The organism is Enterococcus caccae ATCC BAA-1240, assembly GCF_000407145.1.
GTDB lineage: Bacteria > Bacillota > Bacilli > Lactobacillales > Enterococcaceae > Enterococcus_L > Enterococcus_L caccae.
The window spans coordinates 883,679-906,623 of record NZ_KE136472.1; the positions used below are offsets into that span (position 1 = coordinate 883,679).

Sequence of the window (22,945 nt, forward strand, 5' to 3'; positions counted from 1 at the left end):
TTTATTAAGGGGCTTTTTTTGTTAGAGGATGAAAGCCATATTCGGACTTGATTTATGATAAACTAGGAGCATGAGAGATTGACAAAGGATGTGAAGAAATGAGTTTACAATTTATCCGTGGAACGGCCGAAATGGACTTAGAAGAAGCTCTTTTGCAAGCTTCTGTTAAGTGGTTGGACGAAGATGATGCCCATGAAGTTTTTTATTTAGTGCCTAATCATATGAAATTTGAGCAAGAAATCAATGCGCTTAAACGCATTAAAACGATACAAGGGAATCAAAGCGAGTCAATTGCAACAATGCGGTTTCAAGTGTTTAGTTTTTATCGACTGGCATGGTATTTTTTACAACATACGCAATTTTACAGCTCAGAAATACTTTCTGAAGCGGGGGCTGCGATGGTATTTAGAAAGATTTTATCGGAAAACGAAGAAGAATTAAAAGTCTTTCGTGGAGAAGTCAATAAAGCCGGTTTTATTCAACAACTTTTTGATCTTTATCAGGAAGTGAAGGAAGGAAATGTTGATTTAGATGATCTGTTTGGTCATCTTTCTGGGGCCAATTCAGATAGCAAAGAACAAGATTTGCAATTAAAGATTCAAGATATTAAATTGGTTTTTTCAAAGTTTGAAGACACCATGAGTCAGTATGGGATAAAATCTGCTGAAATCATTCATTATTTAACGGATTATTTGGAGACCAAAGATTTGAGCCACGTTTTATTTGTAGTGAATGGCTATCATAATTTTTCAGCAAGAGAATTGAAATTAATGGAGACATTGATGCGTCGGAGTGGGGAAGTCAAAATTTCTTTGGTGCTGGATAAAAAATATCCAAATGAATTACCCTCTCTGATGAATCTATTTTATGAAACAGGTACAACGTATCATAAGTTATATCAATTAGCTAGAAATTCAAATGTAGCAATATTACCTGATTATATAGAAAAAAAGAAAATGCTGATTGAAAATAGCAGTCTTCATACTCTTGAAGACTATTGGATTGATGCACAAGAAAGTCATCCTAAGAAAGAAAAACAAATACTTACAGATGATCATCTGCAATTTTGGTGTGCAGAAAATCCAAAAGAAGAAATCAATCATATTGCAAAGGAAATCAGAAGATTAATAGTCGAAGAAAATTATCGTTATAAAGATATCCAGCTGCTGACTCGAGAACTGGATAGTTACGAAACGATGATCGAACCGTTGTTTTCAATGCTTGATATTCCCGTATACTTGGATCGAGACATGGCGATGGAACAACATCCATTAGTAGAATTTATCCAATCTCTATTTGCCATCCATAGTTACCATTACCGTTATCGTGATGTCTTACGTTTTTTAAGAACAGAATTATTTTTTCCTATAAACGATCAAATAACTACCGAAGAATGGCAAACGCAACGCAATGAGTGGCGTCGTAAAATTGATGTGACAGAGAATGTTGTGTTAGCTTACGGTTATGAAGGGTATCATTGGGAGAAAAATAAGGACTGGCACTTTATTCGTTATGATTTTGAAACTGAGCAACAAGATGATACAGAATGGATTGAAAAAGAGTCCAATGTTGTGAGAAGCATGGTTCAACAAACTATTCCTACCTTTTACAAGCAACTTCAAAAAGCTCATACAGGGATTGAAGCAGCTGATTCTTTTTACCGTTTCATGGTGAACAATGGGGTAGAAAAACAGTTGATGATGTGGCGTAATCAAGCAATTGAACGAGGAGAATTAGAAGAAGCTCGTAATCATGAACAAACGTGGGCAGCTTTGATGACCTTGTTGGATGAGTATGTCACGATTTATGGCAACGAATCATTTGATTTAACTGTATTTGAAGAGATTTTTTCTAGTGGTTTAGAAGGCTTACGATACAATAAAGTGCCGACTGCAATTGATCAAGTCCAAGTTCGTTCAATAGATCTTGCACGACCTGGACAGGCTAAAATCGTATTTGCGATTGGGCTGACGGATCAAGTATTACCACAAAAATTTGATAATAAAACATTATTATCTGACGAAGAGCGACAATTTGTGAATGGCTATCTGGAAGAAGGGCAATTTTTACTGAATGACACAAGAAAAAGTATTGCGAAAGAACCTTTTAATGCGTATATCATGTTTTCAGCCGCAACGGAACGTCTATACTTTTCATATCCAAGTGTAAAAGATACGACTAAAGATGTGAAAGTTTCAACCTACTTAGCGAATATTCAAAAGGATTTAGGGTTGCAATTGCAACAAAGAAACGCTCTGACGATTATAGATAGAGAACAGGTCAGTTTAGAGCATGTAGGCACATATCGAACGTTGATCAGTGATTTAACGAATCTAAAACGTCAAAAAAAGGAAACCCAAGAAGGAATTTTGGCTTTTTGGCTTACTTTGGAAGAAGCCTTGATGAAACAGTCACAAGGGAAACTGGCGAGTCATGTTTTTGAAAGTCTGCGTCATCAAAATCTGCCGGAAAACTTAGAAGAACATCTTGCAAATGAATTATATACAAAACATATTTATACCTCTGTCTCAAGGATGGAAAGTTTCTATCGCTGTCAATATCAATATTTCACTCGTTTTGGTTTAGGGCTAAAGGAAAGAGATGTTTTTGCCTTAACGCCAGCAGCTACTGGTGAATTTTTCCATGAAGCATTAGATCAGTTCTTTAAATTACTGATCATACAAAACAAACAATTATCTGAATTAACAGATCGAGAAGTTGGAGAGTTTACAGAACAAATTCTAAATGCGGTGTTCGGGGAGATTAAGTTTTCGATTTTAGATTCTTCAAGTCGGATGAATTATATTCGCTATCAATTGGGACAAACAATTAAAAAAGTTAGCTGGGCTTTAAAACGTCAAAGTGAACGTAGCGGGATGACTACAGTTCAAACGGAGGTTTTGTTTGGCCAAATTGCCAGTCAAAAGGGAATCAAAGGATTAGATTTGCCACTGAAAAATGGTGGCAATATCAGTGTTAGAGGGAAAATCGATCGTTTAGATCAATTAGTGACACCAGAGTCTATCTATTTAGGTGTAGTGGATTATAAATCTAGTCATAAGAAATTTAACATTACAGAAGCTTATTATGGTTTAGCCATGCAAATGTTGACCTACTTGGATGTTGCCCTGATGGATGCAGTGAATTTGGTAGGTAGAACAGCAAAACCGGCGGGCTCATTTTATCTTCACGTTCATAATCCAATTCTTCCGTATGAAACAGAGGACAAAAAAGAGCAGCAACTTTTAAAAAAATTCCAGTTTGATGGTTTGTTATTGAATGATCCTACTTTGCTCGAAAATCTTGATAAGGGCTTACAACCAAAACAAAGTTCCTTAATTTTCCCAATCGAAGAATCCGCAAAAGAAATCATTAAACCAGGTCGTCGTCAAGAAGATAAATTTGTGACAGAGCCAGAATTAGACGCATTATTATCACATAATCGCAGTAAGTTTATAGAAGCTGGGAATAAAGTGATAAGCGGCGAAATTGATTTAAATCCAGCATATCAAGGCAAAGAACGAATTGCCTGTCGCTTTTGTCCATTCAGAAGTGTCTGCAATTTTGATGTTATGCTGAAAGAAAACAACTATAATCGAATTGAAACATTATCTAAAAAGGAAGTTATGGAACGTTTGCTTGAAAACGAGCAGGAAGGAGGATCTTTTGATGAGTAAGACTATCCCGCTACGTCCGGAAAATGAACAATTTACTGATAATCAATGGCAAGCAGTATTCGATGGTGATGAAAATATATTGGTTTCGGCTTCGGCTGGATCAGGCAAAACCACGGTTCTTGTTCGTAGAGTAATCGAAAAGCTTAAAAGTGGTGTAGATATTGATCGTTTATTGATTGTGACATACACGGAAGCCGCAGCGAAAGAAATGAAAGAAAGAATCCAAGTTGCGCTACAAAAGGCGATTACTAACGAAAGTGACCAGGAGAAAAAACAACATTTTGTCCGACAACTGACCTTACTTCCAACGGCAAATATCAGTACGTTACATGCTTTTTGTTTAACAGTGATCCGACGGTTTTATTATTTGATCGAAATGGATCCTGTTTTCCGTTTGTTGACGGATGAAACAGAAATGTTGCTTTTAAAAGAAGATGTTTGGGATGAACTGAGGGAGAAATTCTATTCTGAAAATGAAGAAGCTTTTTATCAATTGACTAGCAATTTTTCTAATGACCGCAGCGATGATGGTCTAACAAAACTGATTTTTTCTTTATATGAGTTTGCCCGTGCCAATCCTGATCCAAATGAATGGCTGACACATTTAGCGGATAGTTATCATGTTTCAGGACAGTTAGGTGATTCAGTTCTATTTCAAGAGTATTTGAAACCCCAAGTTATGGAAAGTCTGTTAAGATGCGTGGATCGATATGAGGAAATGATTCGCTTAACAGATGGCGAAGAGAAACTGCAAAAAATTGCGAATCTAGCTAGAAATGAAAAAGAATTTGTTGAAACCTTCAGTAGCCAATTAGCAGATAATGATTTAGAATCAGGATTTGACATTTCAAAAACAGTTACTTTTGAACGTTATCCTACAGTACGCGTGGAAGAACTAAAAGAGATTTCAACGCAAGCAAAAAATTTACGTGAACAAAATAAAAAAGCGATCAATGATATTCTAGAAAGTTTGTTTACCCTATCACCGGATCAAATGAAGGAGATTTTAGAACAATCTCAGCCGCTAGTTGAAGAAATGGCTAAAGTTGGAAAAGCGTTCATTGAAACTTATAGTCAACAAAAGCTTAAAAAAGGATTAGTTGATTTTAATGATTTGGAACACTTTACGTTGAATATTTTGGCGAAAAAAGAGGCTGGCGAATGGTTTGGTACAGAAGCATCTAACTATTATCGAGAGAAATTTGAAGAAGTGTTAGTTGATGAATATCAAGATATCAATCGATTGCAAGAAACGATTCTTTACTGGCTGAGAAGACCAGGCACTGATGAGGGAAACCTATTTATGGTTGGCGATGTCAAACAATCGATATACTCGTTTCGTTTAGCTGACCCAACATTATTTATTGAAAAATACAATCAATATGGACAAACAAATGATGGAAAGCGAATCATCTTAGCTGAGAATTTTCGTTCTAGAAGAAATGTATTGGATTTTACCAATCTAATTTTTGACCAGTTGATGGACGAACGTGTTGGGCAAATTGCCTATGATGAGGCAGCACAACTCGTTCATGGATTTGATCAGTTTGCTGAAGCAGAAAATTATGATGCCGAGCTCTTGATTTATGAGAAAAAATCGGAACAGTTGGAAGAACCGTTCCAGCTTGACGATAGTCAATTGATTTTAGAAGATAAAACTGAAGGCGAATTGCATATGACTGCGCTCAAAATTAGAGAGTTGATCGATAATAACTTTTTGATCTATGATAAATCAACTAAAGAAAATCGACCATTGACCTACAAAGATATCGTACTTTTAACCCCTACTAAAAAAAATAATTTGACGATATTAGAAATCTTCAAATTAGCAGGAATTCCGATTCAAGTGAACGATGCGCAAAATTATTTTCAAGCGACAGAAATACAAACAATGGTCGCGCTTTTGCAGATTATTGACAATCCGTATCAAGATATACCACTTGCGGCAGTGCTACGTTCGCCAATTGTAGGATTAAAAGAAAATGAATTAGTGACACTTCGATTAGCCGCTAAAAAAAGTTCGTACTATGACGCATTTTTGCAGTTTAATCAAAACGATCCTGTCGATAAAGGACAACAAGTTCTGAAAGAAAAAACAACCAAATTCGCTGAATTGCTTGAGCAGTGGCGAGAAATGGCTAGACGAAATCAACTGTCAACACTTATTTGGCAAATTTATCAAGATACTGCTTACTTAGACTATGTAGGTGGGATGCCTGCTGGCAAACAACGGCAGGCAAATCTATTTGCGCTAGTGGATCGTGCGTCCAGTTATGAACAAACAAGTTTTCGTGGATTATTTCAATTTGTTCGTTTTATAGAAAAAATGCAGGAAAAAGATAAGGATCTGGCTGAACCAGTCATTTTAAGTGAAGAAAATGCAGTTCGAGTTATGACAATTCATGCTAGTAAAGGCTTGGAATTTCCAGTAGTTTTTATTTTAGATATGACCAAAGAATTTAATCTTGGAGATTTGAATGAGCGTTATATTTTTGACGATCGCTTGGGTGTGGGCATCCGATACTTGGATCAAACAGACCGAATGCTTTATGAAACACTGCCATTTTTAGCGATAAAGCAAGCAAAATTAAAAAAATTACTTTCAGAAGAAATGCGTAAATTATATGTAGCCTTGACTCGGGCAGAACAAAAACTTTACTTAGTTGGGTCTTACAATAATCAAGAAGCGACTTTTAAAGAATGGTTGAAAGTTGCGGATGTTCAAACAAAAGTATTGCCAAGTGAAAATCGGTTACAAGGTAAGAGCAGTTTGATGAATTGGGTGGGAATGAGTTTGGTTCGTCATCAGCAGATGTCCGAATTTCAAACAGAATTTAGTACTGAAAAAATTGCAGGCATCACACAACATCCAGCCGGTTTTTCGATTTCATTTATGACAGCACAAACGATCCAAGAGCAATTTGCTACCTTGCAATTTATTGATACGAGTTTTGGACAAGAGCAGACTAAAAGTAGTGATCCAAAAGCTGTGGAAAAAGGATTGCGTCGTTTAAATTATGAATATCCCTACCAACTATCGACAAAAACGACAAATTATCAATCGGTATCAGAGATCAAACGTGTATTCGAAGATCCAGACAATAAAGAAATTGCTAAAATAGAAGTGGATGAGAAAAATATCATACAACCCACTTCGATGATTGTTCACCGAATGAGCGAAGGTGAGTTAGGGAAACCCAGATTCATTGAGACAATTCGAAAACCGTCGGCAGTAGAGATTGGTTCGGCTACGCATTATGTATTACAATTGTTAGATTTAAGTGAGGAACCAACTAAAGAGAGTATTATCCAATTGATCGAAGAGCTTGTTCAGACGAAAATTATTCAAGAAAACGTAGCAAAGCAAATCAATGTTGATCAGGTGCTCTCGTTTTATCAAACAAATTTAGGGCAACAATTATTAAAAAATCCAACGCATGTTGTCCGTGAGCAACCATTTTCAATGTTGTTAAAAGCAGAAGAATTGATCAAAGATTATCCTAAAGAAACTCAGGATGATTTATTAATTCACGGAATGATCGATGGTTATCTTGAACAAGAAAAAAACTGCATTCTTTATGACTACAAAACTGATTTTGTTCAAGATATTGAAAACCCTCAAGAAATTAAGAAAATCATCCAACGATATCGGGGTCAGCTGAATTTGTATCGAAAAGCACTAGCTCAAGCTACCAGCAAAGAAGTAACGCAAGTTTTTCTAGTTTTATTATCAGCTGGAATCATTATCGATATGATTAATGAACAAATCATTGAAAAAATGAAGTAAAACGAAAGCAAATGTACTTACAAATTGTAAGTTGTGTGCTATACTCAATGCACGAGGTGAGGAAAATGGAGCAAGTAAAAACAACCGAGTTTTCATTATGTCCTAAATTTGAAAAAGCTTTTGCAATTTTAGGGAAAAAATGGAATGGTTTGATTATTGATGTCTTGTTGGAAAATGGTCCTCAACGATTTGGTGAGTTAAGACAAAAAATCCCGGAACTAAGCGATCGAGTGTTAGTAGAACGCTTAAAAGAATTAGAAAGTGAAGGGATCATCTCAAAAGCAGTTCGTTGTGATGAGAGTAGCCGTCTTGAATATTTTCTCTCAAATAAGGGCAAGGACTTACAGCAAGCAATGGAACAAATCCAGCACTGGGCAGAAAAATGGGTCACGGCTGAAGAATGCAGTTGACCTAAGACTTAATTTCTTGTAAACTGTAATCAATTGAATAACAAAAAGCGTAGATGGAAACGAGTAGTTTGGTTGATGCAAAAAGGGAAAACCTGTCTTAGACTGTAAACAGGTTATGTCATCGAAAAATGAAGTTCACTTCCGGAGTTTGTTTGTTCTGTGAAAGATCAGACCGGTGAAAGCCGTTATAAGAATTGAGTGCATGATTTTTTGTCATGAAGTAGGATGGTAACACGATAGCTCGTTCCTTTATATAAGGAATGGGCTATCGTTTTTTATTTTAGAGATGTTATTAATGATGTGCTTGATTCATTTATCAAAGAAAAGAAAGGATTAGAAAAATGACATTAAAAGCTCAATTAGAGGCTTTAAGAGATGAAACATTGACGAATATTCAAAATGTTACGGATCTTAATGCCTTAAACCAAATCAGAGTAGAAACATTAGGCAAAAAAGGACCAATCACGGAAGTGTTAAGAGGTATGAAAGACTTATCTGCAGAGGAACGACCAGTGGTAGGTAGTTTTGCCAATGAAATTCGTGATTTATTGACGGATGCTGTCGAAGCTCGCAAGGCTGTTCTGGAAGCAGTAGCTTTAAATGCTGCATTAGAACAAGAAACAATTGATGTCACATTACCAGGCAAACAAATGACTCATGGTACTCGACATGTGTTGTCTCAAGTAATGGAAGAAATAGAAGATATTTTTGTGGGTATGGGGTATCAAGTTGTAGAAGGCTATGAAGTAGAGTCTGATCATTACAATTTTGAGCGCATGAACTTACCTAAAGATCATCCAGCTCGTGATATGCAGGATACATTTTATATTTCTGATGAAATTTTGATTCGGACACATACTTCTCCTGTTCAAGCAAGAACAATGGAAAAACATGATTTTTCAAAAGGTGCTTTACGCATGATTTCACCAGGGAAAGTTTTTCGTAGAGACACAGATGATGCGACGCATAGTCATCAATTTCATCAAATCGAAGGTTTAGTGATTGATAAAAATATTACGATGGGTGACTTAAAAGGAACCTTGGAAGTAGTTATGAAGAAGATGTTTGGAGAAGACCGTAAGATTCGTCTTCGCCCAAGCTATTTTCCATTCACAGAACCTTCTGTTGAAGTTGATGTTAGTTGTTTTAAATGTGGTGGTGCTGGATGTAATGTTTGTAAACAAACTGGCTGGATCGAAATTTTAGGAGCCGGCATGGTTCATCCTGATGTTTTATCAATGTCAGGAATTGATCCAAATGAATACACTGGTTTTGCTTTTGGCTTAGGTCCAGACCGTGTGGCAATGTTACGTTATGGTGTCAATGATATTCGTAATTTTTATCAAAACGATTTACGTTTCTTAAATCAGTTCAAGGTAAAGGAGTAATCGACGATGTTAGTTTCTTATAAATGGTTAAGTGAGTATTTGGATCTTTCTAAAATATCTGCAAAAGAATTATCTGATCAAATGTCTTTGACTGGAATCGAAGTGGAAGGTATTGAAGTACCAGAAGAAGGTTTGAAAAAAATCGTAGTTGGTGAGGTCAAAGAATGTATTCCGCACCCTAATTCCGATCATTTATCAATTTGCCAAGTAGATATTGGAGAAGAAGAATTGTCTCAAATCGTTTGTGGTGCGCCGAATGTTAAAACTGGTATCAAAGTGATCGTAGCGCTGCCAGGTTCACGCATTACTGGTAATCAAAAAATCAAAAAAGGTAAAATGCGTGGCGAAGTATCAAACGGTATGATTTGTTCTTTACAAGAATTAGGCTATTCAGATAGTGTGATTCCTAAAGCTTATTCTGAAGGGATTTATTATATGCCGACAGAGGCTGTTAATGGCGATGATGTTTTTTCTTATCTAGATATGGATGATCATATTATTGAATTATCGATCACACCTAACCGTGCAGATGCATTAAGTATGCGAGGGGTTGCCTATGAAGTAGGGGCAATTTATCGCCAAACACCTGAATTCAATGATGCAGAGTTGAACGAAGATACCAGCGAGCAAGCTACAGATTATATTAGTGTTGAGGTAGAGGACGAAAAAGATGTCCCTGCTTATCAAATTAGAGTCATAAAGGATGTTAAAATCGCTGAAAGTCCGTTATGGTTACAAACGCGTTTAATGAACGAAGGAATTCGCCCAATCAATAATGTAGTTGATATAACGAATTATATTCTTTTATTATTTGGACAGCCTTTACATGCTTTTGATTATGATAAGTTGGCAAGCAAAACTATTTTAGTGAGACGCGGTAAAGCTGGCGAAGAAATTGTTACTTTAGATGGAGAAACTCGTAAAGTATCAGAGGAAACTATTGTTATCACAAACGGAAAAGTTCCGGTTGCGTTAGCTGGTGTAATGGGCGGTGCGGATTCAGAAATCTCTGAGGAAACAACTACTGTTGCTTTAGAATCAGCATTATTTGATTCTTTATCGGTTCGTAGAACATCAAAAGAATTTAATTTACGAAGTGAATCTTCTAGTCGTTTTGAAAAAGGAATCAACCGCGCAACGATAGGAGAAGCTGGTGATGTTGCAGCAGCGATGATTGCCCAGTTAGCTGGTGGAACTGTTGTTTCAGGTAAAGTAATCGGTTCGGAGATAGCACTTGAAGAGGTTGTTGTCAGCGTATCAATTTCACGGATCAACGACTATTTAGGCACTGAAATGGATCAAGCGACAGTGAGCGAAATTTTTGATACGTTAGGCTTTGCTTACACGCTAGCTCAAGAAACATTTATCGTAACCGTTCCACCTAGACGTTGGGATATTACAATCGAAGCAGATTTAATCGAAGAAGTCGCACGAATTTATGGGTATGATAATTTACCATCAACCTTACCAAAAGGTGAAACTGTAGCAGGCAGCCTGACAACCGGACAACTATTGGTCCGGAAAATCAAAAGCTTATTAGAAGGCTGCGGTGCAAGTGAGGCGATTAGCTATGCATTGACGACAGAAGAAAAATCCCGTCAATTCATGATGAGAGAAAGTCTAACTACAAGCTTACAATGGCCTATGAGTGAAGATCGTTCTGTTTTAAGGATGAATTTGATTTCAGGTTTACTTGATGATGTAGCGTATAATGTAGCACGTAAAAATAACAATATCGCTCTTTATGAAATTGGTCGAGTATTTTACCAAGATAATGACCCTAAAAAAGACTTACCTTATGAAGAAAATCATTTAGGGATTGTTTTATCAGGAAATGAAACGGTGAAAGATTGGCAAACAAAAGAAACGCCTGTTGATTTTTATACGATCAAAGGAATGTTGGATGTTTTATTTGATTCTGTAGGACTTGGGGATAAAATCACTTATACAGCAACAAAAGAGCATCAGGAACTTCATCCAGGAAGAACAGCTTTAATAAAATTGGGTGACACAATTATTGGCTTTATTGGTCAAGTTCATCCAACCGTAGCAAAAGAATATGAAATTCCTGAAACATATGTGGCTGAATTAAATCTTCAAGCGATTATTGATGCAGAAAATGACGCTTTAGTGTATCAACAAGTTTCAAAATTCCCAGCTATTTCACGAGATATTGCTTTATTGGTTGATGAAGCAGTGACAAGCCAAGAATTAGTAGAAATAATTTCAAAACATGCGGGTAAATACTTGCGATCTATTCACTTATTTGATGTTTACCAAGGTGATAATATCGCTGAAGGCAAAAAATCAATGGCTTATAGCTTAACATTTGTGAATGCAGAAGCAACATTGGTCGATGAAGAAATCAATCAGTCAATGGAAAAAGTAGAAAAAGCGTTAGTGGAACATTTTGATGTAACGATTCGCTAAAAATAAAAGGTGCAACAAAACGATTCCAGTTTTGTTGCACCTTTTTTTAGTAGAACTCAAGCCCAGTTTCTTGATAACCATCTCGAAAATTGGGAAATCGAAAAATTGATAACAAAATACATTAAAGCTACAAGCCCATAAATAGCAAATACTTGCTCCGTTTTAGCATAACGGCCCATTAATATATATGATTTACCAAACAACTCTTGTAACGCAATAACAGAATATAAAAAACTAGTATCTTTAATAACTGTCACAAATTGTGATACGATAGCTGGCAAAACATTGCGAATTGCCTGGGGTAAGACGATATATAAAAGAATTTGAAACTTACTAAATCCTTGCGAACGAGCAGCTTCTTTTTGTCCTTTGTCTACACCATTTAATCCACCTCGAATAATTTCAGCTAGAGCAGCTGTTGTAAAAACAGTGAAACTAACAATACCTGCGGGAGTAGATTTGATTTTAAAAATCAAGAAAATGACATAAATCCATAATAAATTGGGAATATTGCGAACAATTTCGATATATAAACTAGCTAAAAATTTTAAAGGTCTATTTTTTTGATTTCTTAAAACCGCCAGAATTGTACCGAAAATTGTACTTAAAATAATGGATACAAAAGAAATATAAAGAGTAAGCTTCAAACCATCAAATAGAAACCGCAAATTATTGCCGGTCAGAAGTTGACTCATTTGTTCTGAAAAAGACATGTTTGCGAACCTCCTATCTGGTATAAGCTTTCTTATTATTTTCTTCCAATTTTCGAGCTAGTTTTGCTAATGGGAAACACAAGATAAAGTAAAGGAATCCTGCTAAAGCAAAAGCTGGAATATAATTTAGATTGATGGAAGACCAACTATTGGCTGTAAACATCACATCAGCTCCTGAAATGATTGCAACTGTTGAGGTGTTTTTGATCAGATTTACGATTTGATTTGTAAGTGGCGGTAACATAATACGCCAAGCTTGTGGTAAAACGACGTAACGCATCGTTTTACCATAAGAAAAGCCTTGAGAATAAGCCGCTTCAAATTGACCTTTAGGTACGGCACCAATACCAGAACGAACAACTTCCGATATATAGGCACCATGGTAGAGACCCACACAAATAATGGCGATTGTAGTCGTTGAAAAGGTCAACAACGGACTAATCAATGGAAAACCATAGTACACGACGATAAATTGAATCAGCAAAGGCGTATTCTGAAAGAACTCAACATAAATTCGGCTGATTATATTCAAGAATTTATGTTGCATTGCTGACAAACTGCCGAAAAAAATTCCTAATAGCATCGCCACCAGTAGGGAACCAACTGCTAATAGAATTGTATACACAAAAGCATCACCAAAAAGTCTCCAGTCTTTAAGCAATGCTTCCCACCGATAAAGAGCAAATGGTCCTGAACTTGCTAAAATAAACATTTAATTTCCTCCCAAACTCTAACTAAGTTGTATAGAATCGGGAAGTATTAGTCCAGATTCCACTTTTTATAAATTTTTTCTAGAGTTCCATCTTTTTCCCATTGTTCAATGGATTTATTTAGTTTGTCATTTAGTTCAGTATTGGCTTTTTTAGTAGCAATACCATATTCTTGCGGTGAAAAACCATCTTTAAGAATTTCTGTACTATCATCGACATATCCAGTTAAAATCGATTTATCAACTGAAAAAGCATCGATTCTTTTAGAAGTTAAAGCTGTTTTTAATTCAGGATAAGATCCAAGTTCTTGGTATTTAAAAGAAACACCTAATTCTTTTGCTTGTTTTTCAATGGCTTCTTTTGTTGTAGCTGATTGAACTACACCAATTGTTTTTCCGTCCAAACTAGCGGTATCAGTCAATTTGTCTGCCTTTCTTACTAGGAAACCAACTTCATCTTTATAGTAAGGAGTAGTAAAATTGTACGTTTCTTTTCGTTCATCCGTGATTGTGAATGTTGCAATTACCATATCTAATTCGCCATTATCCAACAAAGGTCCCCGGGTTTTAGCTGTGACACCAACAAATTCTACATTGTCTTCACTACCAGTTAATTCTTTTGCTATCAAACGAGCAATATCTGGTTCCATACCTTCATTTTTATTCGTATCTGGATTCATATAACCGAAATTTGGGACATCTTCTTTAACTCCGACTTTGATAACACCAGCATCTTTGATTTTTTGAATATCAGTAGTTCCTTTATTACTAGAATCCGCTGAATTTTTATCCTCACCGCTACTTCCACAACCAACAATCAAACCAAGTAATAATGTCAGGGTCAATGCGCCAAATAATTTTTTTGTTTTTTTCATTTGAAATTCCTCCTAGTTAAATAGTGTATTAATTATGAATGATTTTACTTAGAAACTCTTTTGCACGCTCATTTTGAGTGCTTGTAAAGAAATGTTCTGGTGTTCCTGTTTCAATGATTTGGCCATCATCCATAAAAATGACTTTATCTGCCACTTGTCGTGCAAAGCCCATTTCATGGGTTACACAAATCATCGTAATATTTTGTTTTGATAAATCAACCATAACATCTAATACCTCTTGGATCATCTCAGGATCAAGGGCAGAGGTTGGTTCGTCAAAAAGAATAATCTCTGGATGCATATTTAAGGCTCTGGCAATAGCAACCCGTTGTTGCTGTCCACCTGAAAGTTGAGCGGGATAAGCATGAGCTTTATCCGCTAAACCAACTCTTTCTAAGTATTCCATACCTGTTTTAGTTGCTTCTTCTTTGCTAACACCCTTAACTTTTATAGGAGCTAAGGTAAGGTTCTGAATGATTGTTTTGTGCGCATATAGATTAAAGCTTTGAAAAACCATGGCTACTTTTTGACGAACTTTTTGAACGGGTGCTTTAGGCTCAGTGATATCAATGCCATCTACCAATATGTGCCCATCAGTGACTTTTTCAAGACGGTTGATACAACGGATCAACGTGCTTTTACCAGATCCGGATGGTCCGATAATGACAATTTTTTCTCCTTCGTTGACGTCTAAAGAAACATCTTTCAACACATGATGATCCCCAAAATACTTGTTTACATGTTCCAACGAAATCATGCTCATTCTCCTTTATGTATAAATTTATCACATCATTTTTAATGACTGTCGATTTGTGAATGAACGAATAGAGTGATAGAAATGAAAAAAAGATAGAAAGTTTTTAAACTAAAAAAATGATAAGAGCTATTTGTAAATTTATTTGGCACGGCTGAAAGGATTTTCAGGTGAAATAAACCGTGTAATTATTTTCTTTTTATAAAAACAGTTTTCTTTTAAATTTAATGTTTTCATCATAAATCTATTCGTTTGTTAATGTTAGAAATTATAACATACGAAAAATAAGATTACCAGTTTTTTTTCAAAAGCTAAAAGAAAAACACTCATAAAAAGAAGAAGGCAAATGAAAATTCCTTTAAAAATAATGGTATAATAGACGCTAGTGATAATAACACTTGAAAAAAAGTGTTGAAAAGTAGAGAATAAGAGTGTTGGAAAATTACTGTAAAGGTTTGATTGACTTGAATAATCATGAAGCAATAGGGTTTATAGATTCCGGAGTCGGTGGACTTACGGTAGTAAAAGAAGCAATGAAACAACTCCCAAATGAACGCTTGATCTATCTTGGCGATACAGCACGGTGTCCATATGGGCCAAGACCTGCTGAACAAGTCGTACAATTCACTTGGGAGTTAACAAATTTTCTTTTGGAAAAAAATATTAAAATGTTAGTGATCGCCTGTAATACTGCGACTGCTGTTGCCTTAGAAGAAATCAAGACAAAATTGGATATACCTGTAGTTGGTGTTATTTTACCAGGAACAAGAGCAGCTTTAAAAGCAACTAAAAGTAATCGTATTGGGATTATTGGGACCGCAGGAACGATTAAAAGTAGTGCGTATGAAAAAGCGTTGAAAAGCAAAGCACCAAATACATTTGTTTCTAGCTTGGCTTGTCCGAAATTTGTTCCCATTGTTGAAAGTAATGAGTTTCACTCTTCTGTTGCAAAAAAAGTTGTATCGGAAACATTAAACCCACTACAATTGAAAAAATTAGATACGTTGATTTTAGGTTGCACGCATTATCCGTTACTCCGTCCGTTGATTCAAAATGTGATGGGAAGCCATGTGAAATTGATTGATTCTGGTGCTGAGACAGTAGGAGAAGTTAGTATGTTGCTAGACTATTTTGATATAGCGAATACTCCGCAATACAAAAATGAAGCGAATGAATTTTATACAACAGGATCAGCAAAAATGTTTAAGGCTATTGCGGATGATTGGTTAGATTTAGAGACAATACAAGTTGAGCAAGTTCGATTATCTAGTTACTCTAGCTGAGTTGTTTGACAAAGTTCAACTAATTTTTGGAGGGATAAAACGTGATCAGACATGATGGAAGGCAAGCGAAAGAATTAAGAAAAATCACCATTGAGACTAATGTTTATAAACATCCAGAAGGATCAGTAGTCATTTCTTTTGGTGAGACGAAAGTCATTTGTTCTGCAACCGTGGAAGAAAAGGTTCCACCATTTTTAAAAGGTGAGGGAACAGGCTGGGTGACAGCAGAATATAGTATGCTTCCGAGAGCCACAAATACAAGGAACATCCGTGAAAGTGCCAAAGGAAAGTTGACCGGACGTACGATGGAAATCCAACGTTTAATTGGCCGTTCACTGCGAGCTGTTGTTGATTTAAAGAAATTAGGAGAAAGAAGTATTATTGTTGATTGTGATGTTGTCCAAGCTGACGGTGGAACTCGAACAGCCAGTATTACAGGGGCGTTTGTTGCAATGAAAATTGCAGTCGATAAAATGCTTAAAAAAGGAGAACTACAAGAAAATCCAATCAAAGAATATTTAGCGGCAATTAGTGTTGGGATTTTAACTGAGGGGCATTGTGTTCTTGATCTAGATTATATAGAAGATTCTGCGGCAGCGGTGGATATGAATTTGGTAATGACCGAATCTGGTAATTTTGTTGAAGTTCAAGGGACAGGCGAAGAGTCCACTTTTTCAGGTGATGAGCTAAACTCATTATTATTTTATGGCAAAACAGGAATTGAGCATTTGATTGCTTATCAAAAAGAAGCGTTGATGGATCAATTAAGGGATAAATCAGTTTCGATAGAAGACAAAACGATCGTAATCGCAACAAGAAATCCAGGGAAAGCCAAAGAATTCACGAAAATTTTTGCTGAAAAAGGCTATAAAATCAAGACGCTATTAGACTATCCAGACATACCAGATGTTGAAGAAACTGGGAAAACATTTGAAGAAAATGCTCGGTTAAAAGCAGAAACAATTGCGGATTTGCTAAAACAACCTGTGCTAGCAGATGATTCTGGATTGATTGTTGATGCGTTAGATGGTAGGCCTGGGATCTTCTCTGCACGTTTTGCTGGAGAACCAACCAATAATGCTGCTAATAACGCAAAACTATTACATGAACTAACCGGAATACCAAAAGAAAAACGAACAGCTAGATTTCATTGTACACTCGTATTTGCTGCCCCTGATAAAGAAAGTTTAGTTGTAGAAGGAAATTGGTCAGGAGAAATCGGAACAATTCCACGTGGTGATCATGGTTTTGGTTACGACCCTTTGTTCTTCGTACCAGAGGAGCAAAAAACAGCTGCTGAACTTTCTGATGAGCGCAAAAATGAAATTAGTCATCGAGGGAAAGCAGTTGCAAAACTAAGAAATCAATGGGAAAATTGGTTGAAAAACTAGGAGGTTGTGCATGAAATATCTAGTAGTGAGTGATAATCATGGTGATCGTGATATATTAGTTGATTTAGCAGAAACATATCGAGGAAAAGTTGATAAATTGTTTCATTGTGGTGATTCGGAATTAGAACCTAGCGACGTATTGTGGAATGATTTTATTGTAGTAAAAGGAAATTGTGATTATGATCCTGAATTTCCTGACAGTATCGTAGAGAAGACTGGATTGGATACCATTTTTATGACACATGGTCATTTAGCTAACGTTCGTTCTGGGTTGACTGCTCTTGCTTTAAAAGCTGAGCAGGTCAAAGCAACGATTGCGTTATTTGGTCATACACATGAAATTGGTTGCGAGGTTCGTGCCCATGTTCTTTATCTGAATCCTGGAAGCATCAGTCAGCCAAGAGGCGCGATCCAACTAAAATCATATGCGATTATTGATAGTACTCCAGATCAATTTATCGTTCAATATTATGGGCGTGACCATGAACCATTCAAGGACTTGCATTTTGTTTTCAATAAAATATAAGATTAAATAGCTTTTGCTAGGGATAGTGAGAGCTATTTTTTAGTTTTAAAAACGAATTTAGCGATGAAGAAAATAAGCTCAAATGTTAATTTTTTTTAAGAGTTATGAAAAAAGTTTGAATTTAAAGACATTTGCATCCGTTTTCTGTACAATGATAGTTGTGGCAAAGAAAATGAAATGGAGGCACTCCAAATGATTGGAACTGCTATAAAAGAATTATTATTAGAAAAGCAAGAAACCTTTTTGATTCCAGCGGAAAATGTGGCAAATGTTATGTGTTTGAATCCGTTAAGTCATGCATTATTGGTTTTATCTCAAGTAAAATATTCCAAAATTCCTGTTTTAGATAAAGGAGATCGCTTTGTAGGATTGATTAGTTTATCTGATGTTGTGGATAAAATGTTTGATATCACATCAGTAGATTTTGATAAATTAAAAGATTTTACTGTAGCCGATGTTATGGAAGTTAATGTACCAGTGATCGGGGAACAGTGGGAATTAGAAGATGTGCTACATCTATTGGTAGATGCAGCATTTCTACCTGTGGTGGATGACAATCAATGCTTTAAGGGGATCATTACACGCAAAGAACTGTTAAAAGCGATTAATCATATGGCTCATGAACTGGAACGAAAAAATATCATTTTACCCAAATCGGATGAAGAGTCTAGAGAAATGAAAGTGGTTTGATTTTTATTCACTTTTTCTCAGTTTTCTGATAAGCTAAATATCTAAAAACAGTTGTGAGTTTTAGATTAGTTCGATTTGCAGCTTAATTTGAAGGGAGTTATTTGATGGACGCATATGAAATTATTAACTATATCGGGAATGCTGAGAAGAAAACGCCAGTAAAAGTTACATTGAAAGGCAAACTTAAAGAGGTAATCTTTCCTGATGAAATTCAAGCCTTTACCAACTGTAAAACAGGAACTTTATTTGGTGAATGGAATGTAATTAAAAACTTTTTAGAAGAGAATAAGGAGTCTATTATCGATTACGTCATTGAAAATGATTCAAGAAACTCTGCCATTCCAATGTTGGATATTAAAGAACTAAATGCTCGTATTGAACCAGGGGCAACTATCAGAGATCAGGTTGAAATCGGAGATAATGCAGTGATCATGATGGGCGCTGTTATTAATATCGGTGCAGTAATTGGCGCCGGAACAATGATTGATATGGGCGCAATTTTAGGCGGACGGGCAACGGTGGGTAAAAATTGTCATATCGGTGCGGGGACTGTTCTTGCAGGTGTTATTGAACCACCAAGTGCAGAACCAGTCGTTATCGAAGATAATGTCTTGATTGGTGCAAATGCTGTTGTGTTAGAAGGCATTAGAGTTGGCGAAGGTGCAGTTGTTGCTGCTGGCGCAATCGTTGTCGATGACGTTGCACCATATACAGTCGTAGCTGGAGTACCTGCTAAAAAAATAAAAGACATTGATGAAAAAACGAAAAGCAAAACAAACATGATGGAAGAACTGCGAAAATTATAATAAAAAAAATAGAACTAAAAAAGGACATGGCTCCTTTTAGTTCTATTTTTTTTTGTTATATTAAACTTGCAAATGTGTAAGTTAAATGTTCGTTCATTCAATTCTCATTATACTGATTTCTGACTATAATCATAGGTATAAGAGTATGTAGGAGGAATAAGTATTATGAAAAACAAAAAATTAAAATTAGTTATTGGTGGTATCATAGCCGGAGTATGTATAGGAAGTTATTTCTTATTTTTTTCCTCCCCTAAGAAAGCTGAACCTAACTATAATGCCTTTACTTTGAAGCCATTAGACCCACTTCTTTTAAAAGGCGAAGTGAAAGCTACTCAAACTCAGGATATTTTTTATGATCAAACATTCGGAACGATTGCAGATATTCCAGTAAAACATGAACAAGAAGTGAAAAATGGTGATGTTTTACTTAATTATTTGAATGGAGAAGCTCAGAATAGAGCAGATCAACAACAAAGAATAGTGAACAAAAGTAGTCTATCTGCACAACAAGCAGCTCAAAATTTGAGTCGTGCACAAACTCGTTACAATGAAGCTCAAACAAGTTTAAATCAAATGAAAGCTGATTTTAATAGAGAAACGGATCCTGAAAAAAAAGAAGAACTTAAAGGGAAAATTGATCAACAAAAAACAGAAGCGACGAGTATCAATAATGAAATGGTTCAAGCACAACAAGCACTAGATTTAGCCTATACAGAAGTGAACGACGAAGCGGCTGCTCTAGAATCTGAACAAGGAAAAGTTACCTCAACAGTCAAAGCAACGATTGATGGAGTAGCAATGGTAAATGAAGCTGGTAAGAAATCATTGGAGCAACCTTTAGTACAAGTGTTAAGCAAGTCTAAACAGACAAAAGGAATCGTGACAGAATATGACTTAGCGAAACTAAAAGTAGGACAAGAAGTCAGTGTGACATCTATTGGCTCTAACCAAACTGCTCAAGGGAAAATTAGTAGAATCGATCAACTACCTAAATCAAAAAATGGAAATGATTCAGAAATTCCGACCTATGAATTTATAGTAGATGGAGAATTCCCATGGGCGTATGGGTCATCGGTACAAGTTTCATTACCACAACCACAATTGGTCTTACCAGAAAAAACAATTGTGACAAAAGATAACAAGACTTTTGTTTACGTCTATAAAAATGGTCGAGCGGTAAAAACAGATGTTAAAATCGCAGATATGAATGGGGCAAAAATTGTAGAGTCAGGGATTTCTAAAGGAACTAAAATCATTGGAAATCCAGATGACGGATTGACAGATAATGCAGAAGTGCAGGTGCGTGAAAATGATTAAACTTGAACAAATCAATAAGTATTATTCTTTAGAAGAAGAAACGCTTCATGTTTTGAAAGATGTAAATTTTGAAATCAAAGAAAAAGAGTTTGTTGCGGTTATGGGACCTTCTGGTTCAGGAAAATCGACACTGATTAACCTGATTGGATTCATTGATAAAAAATTTGAAGGAAAGTATTTATTTGAAGAAAAAGAGATTACAGACTTTTCCGATAAGGAATTATCTGCTATCCGAAATAAATCAGTTGGTTTTGTTTTTCAAAACTTTAGTTTGATTGAAAATAACACCGTTTTTGAAAATATTGAATTGCCACTTTTGTATAATGGTTCGGCTTATACAGATACCAAAGCAAGAGTACAGGAAGTATTAACAAAAGTTGGCTTAGCAGATAAAGCTAGTAAATATCCTAAACAGTTATCTGGAGGTCAACAACAACGTGTAGCTATTGCTAGATCGATCGTGAACTCACCCAGATTTATTATTGCTGATGAACCGACCGGAGCTCTTGATTCAAAAACCTCTGAAGATATTATGCAGTTATTTCAAGATTTAAATAGGCAAGAGGGCGTAACCATTATTTTGGTTACCCATAATCCTGAAATGGTCTCATACTGTGATCGTTTAATTCGGGTGAAAGATGGGGTCATAGTTGAAGAGGAGTTGGTTAAATGAAAAATTTTGTTATTTGGAAGACAGCATTAAAATCAATTCTGAAAAACAAAAAGCGCAGCTTCTTAACGATGTTTGGTATTATTATTGGGATTGCTTCAGTGATTACGATTGTATCTATCGGTAATGGATTCAAACGTGATATGATCGACAAGATGTCAATGAATAATACAAATAAAAACGTTAGCAACATTACGTTCAATTATTATGATGTGGCCAATGCGTTCACAGCAGGTGAGGTCTTTAAGAAGAGCGATTTAGATTTGATCAAGAATGTTAAAGGAATTAAGAAGGTAAGTTTTTACAAACCCAAAATCATATTGACCGAACGTCAAATAGAACTATATGTGCGCGGTAAAAAACTAACCAAAAAAGCAGAGCGAGTTGAAAACACATCAGTAAATTTATTGGTGGGTCGACAAATAGAGCCAAAAGATAATGAAACGTTGAATAAAGTAGTTGTTATCGATGAAGTGTTAGCCCAAAAGCTCTATGGTGACCCTGAAAAAGCTGTCGGAAAAGGTTTTGAGGTAATGAATGAATTATTCACCGTAGTAGGTATCAAAGCTAGCGAAAGCGGTACATTATCAATGGAAAATCAAGAACCGCTTGCCTATTTTCCTATTAAAAGCTATGATCATTACTTCAACAAACCTGACCGTCAAGCTATTTTAGACTTAGAAACAGAAGTGGGCGCGAATAAACAAAAGGTCACATCAGAAGTTTTAAAACAGCTTAATTTCAGCGGAAGCATGAGAAATACTGGAGAGTACGAAGTATATAATCCAAAATCAGATATTGCACAAATGGGCAGTATTTTAGATAATCTTACGCTGTTTATTTCAGCTGTAGCGGGTATTTCGTTGTTTATTGCAGGAGTTGGTGTTATGAATATGATGTATATTTCTGTTTCAGAACGAACGAAAGAAATAGGGATTCGTCGAGCGTTAGGGGCAACAGAAAAAGACATCAGAAAACAATTTTTAGCAGAAGGACTAACCTTGACTTTACTTGGTGGTTTGGTTGGCTATTCATTAGGGATGATTCTAGGGATTGTTTCTTCTATATTTTTACCCTTTGCAGTGCGCCCAGATTTATTTACGGTTGGATTAGCCATAGGAATTTCAGTTCTGATCGGTGTTGTGTTTAGTTACATGCCTGCATCAGCAGCTTCTAAAAAAGATTTGATTGATATTATGAAATAATATTGGAGCGAAGAAGTTACATGATCATGTCTTCTATTCAGGTCATCCTAAAGGTTAGGCTAAAAGTTGGTTAGATCAAGTAAATATGCCAAAGCTGATACGTTGATAGAATAGTCTGTTTTTACCATTTTTTGTTTGCATGTTAAGGAACTGAGATATGACTCAAAGAGTTGTGTGTCAGTTCCTTTTTTTAAAAGTAGAATATCATGTGATTTTAAGGAATCGATTTAGAAAAAATCAATACATTTACTCCATGTTTTTTTAGACTATAATAAAAGTAGAATGAGTCTTAATTTCCTAAATACTATAAAATT

17 protein-coding genes are annotated in these 22,945 nt (G+C 35.7%); 13 read left to right on the forward strand and 4 right to left on the reverse strand.

The features are described 5' to 3' along the window. The first annotated feature begins 98 nt into the window (after positions 1-98). The 5 genes from I580_RS03945 to pheT all read left to right on the forward strand — a co-directional run bounded on the left by I580_RS03945 (position 99) and on the right by pheT (position 11,692). Complete coding sequence (locus I580_RS03945; RefSeq protein ID WP_010772601.1) at positions 99-3,677, forward strand: PD-(D/E)XK nuclease family protein; 3,579 nt, start codon at positions 99-101, stop codon at positions 3,675-3,677. After that, complete coding sequence (addA, locus tag I580_RS03950) at positions 3,670-7,464, forward strand: helicase-exonuclease AddAB subunit AddA (protein WP_010772600.1); 3,795 nt, start codon at positions 3,670-3,672, stop codon at positions 7,462-7,464. Before I580_RS03945 ends, addA begins: the two co-directional genes overlap by 8 nt. A 65-nt stretch (positions 7,465-7,529) precedes the next feature. Then, positions 7,530-7,874: a winged helix-turn-helix transcriptional regulator gene (locus I580_RS03955; protein ID WP_010772599.1), complete on the forward strand. Its 345-nt coding sequence runs from the start codon at positions 7,530-7,532 to the stop codon at positions 7,872-7,874. Positions 7,875-8,215: 341 nt separating this feature from the next. Continuing rightward, positions 8,216-9,262 (forward strand): phenylalanine--tRNA ligase subunit alpha, encoded by a 1,047-nt coding sequence (pheS, locus tag I580_RS03960; protein ID WP_010772598.1) that lies wholly within the window; start codon positions 8,216-8,218, stop codon positions 9,260-9,262. A 6-nt stretch (positions 9,263-9,268) separates the two neighbouring features. Beyond that, positions 9,269-11,692 (forward strand): phenylalanine--tRNA ligase subunit beta, encoded by a 2,424-nt coding sequence (gene pheT / locus I580_RS03965; RefSeq protein ID WP_010772597.1) that lies wholly within the window; start codon positions 9,269-9,271, stop codon positions 11,690-11,692. A 56-nt stretch (positions 11,693-11,748) separates the two neighbouring features. On the opposite strand, the gene I580_RS03970 is transcribed toward pheT, so the two are convergent. The 4 genes from I580_RS03970 to I580_RS03985 are packed head-to-tail and all read right to left on the reverse strand — an operon-like array spanning position 11,749 to position 14,746. Then, positions 11,749-12,405, reverse strand: a complete 657-nt coding sequence (locus I580_RS03970; RefSeq protein ID WP_010772596.1) for an amino acid ABC transporter permease — start codon at positions 12,403-12,405, stop codon at positions 11,749-11,751. A gap of 13 nt (positions 12,406-12,418) precedes the next feature. Next, positions 12,419-13,117 (reverse strand): amino acid ABC transporter permease, encoded by a 699-nt coding sequence (locus I580_RS03975; protein WP_010772595.1) that lies wholly within the window; start codon positions 13,115-13,117, stop codon positions 12,419-12,421. 47 nt (positions 13,118-13,164) lie between these two features. After that, entirely contained in the window at positions 13,165-13,989 is an 825-nt protein-coding gene (locus tag I580_RS03980; protein WP_010772594.1) for a transporter substrate-binding domain-containing protein, read from the reverse strand. Between the two features lie 28 nt (positions 13,990-14,017). Further along, on the reverse strand, positions 14,018-14,746 hold the full coding sequence (locus tag I580_RS03985) for an amino acid ABC transporter ATP-binding protein (protein WP_010772593.1): 729 nt from the start codon (positions 14,744-14,746) through the stop codon (positions 14,018-14,020). Positions 14,747-15,198: 452 nt separating this feature from the next. On the opposite strand from I580_RS03985, the gene racE reads away from it, so the two are divergent. From racE to I580_RS04025, 8 genes are all read left to right on the forward strand, one after another. Then, complete coding sequence (racE, locus tag I580_RS03990) at positions 15,199-16,026, forward strand: glutamate racemase (RefSeq protein ID WP_390621152.1); 828 nt, start codon at positions 15,199-15,201, stop codon at positions 16,024-16,026. 41 nt (positions 16,027-16,067) lie between these two features. Further along, complete coding sequence (gene rph / locus I580_RS03995; RefSeq protein ID WP_010772591.1) at positions 16,068-17,417, forward strand: ribonuclease PH; 1,350 nt, start codon at positions 16,068-16,070, stop codon at positions 17,415-17,417. A 10-nt stretch (positions 17,418-17,427) separates the two neighbouring features. Continuing rightward, a complete protein-coding gene (locus I580_RS04000; RefSeq protein ID WP_010772590.1) occupies positions 17,428-17,943 on the forward strand; it encodes a metallophosphoesterase in 516 nt (171 codons plus the stop codon). A 192-nt stretch (positions 17,944-18,135) separates the two neighbouring features. Then, positions 18,136-18,633: a cyclic-di-AMP-binding protein CbpB gene (cbpB, locus tag I580_RS04005; RefSeq protein ID WP_010772589.1), complete on the forward strand. Its 498-nt coding sequence runs from the start codon at positions 18,136-18,138 to the stop codon at positions 18,631-18,633. A 104-nt stretch (positions 18,634-18,737) separates the two neighbouring features. Then, positions 18,738-19,439: a 2,3,4,5-tetrahydropyridine-2,6-dicarboxylate N-acetyltransferase gene (gene dapD / locus I580_RS04010; protein WP_010772588.1), complete on the forward strand. Its 702-nt coding sequence runs from the start codon at positions 18,738-18,740 to the stop codon at positions 19,437-19,439. Positions 19,440-19,604: 165 nt separating this feature from the next. After that, positions 19,605-20,756 carry an efflux RND transporter periplasmic adaptor subunit gene (locus I580_RS04015; RefSeq protein WP_010772587.1) on the forward strand — a complete coding sequence of 384 codons (1,152 nt, stop codon included), beginning with the start codon at positions 19,605-19,607 and terminating at the stop codon, positions 20,754-20,756. After that, a complete protein-coding gene (locus I580_RS04020; protein WP_010772586.1) occupies positions 20,749-21,429 on the forward strand; it encodes an ABC transporter ATP-binding protein in 681 nt (226 codons plus the stop codon). The genes I580_RS04015 and I580_RS04020 overlap by 8 nt, the downstream gene beginning before the upstream one ends. Then, positions 21,426-22,631, forward strand: a complete 1,206-nt coding sequence (locus I580_RS04025) for an ABC transporter permease (RefSeq protein ID WP_010772585.1) — start codon at positions 21,426-21,428, stop codon at positions 22,629-22,631. The genes I580_RS04020 and I580_RS04025 overlap by 4 nt, the downstream gene beginning before the upstream one ends. Positions 22,632-22,945: the final 314 nt, after the last annotated feature.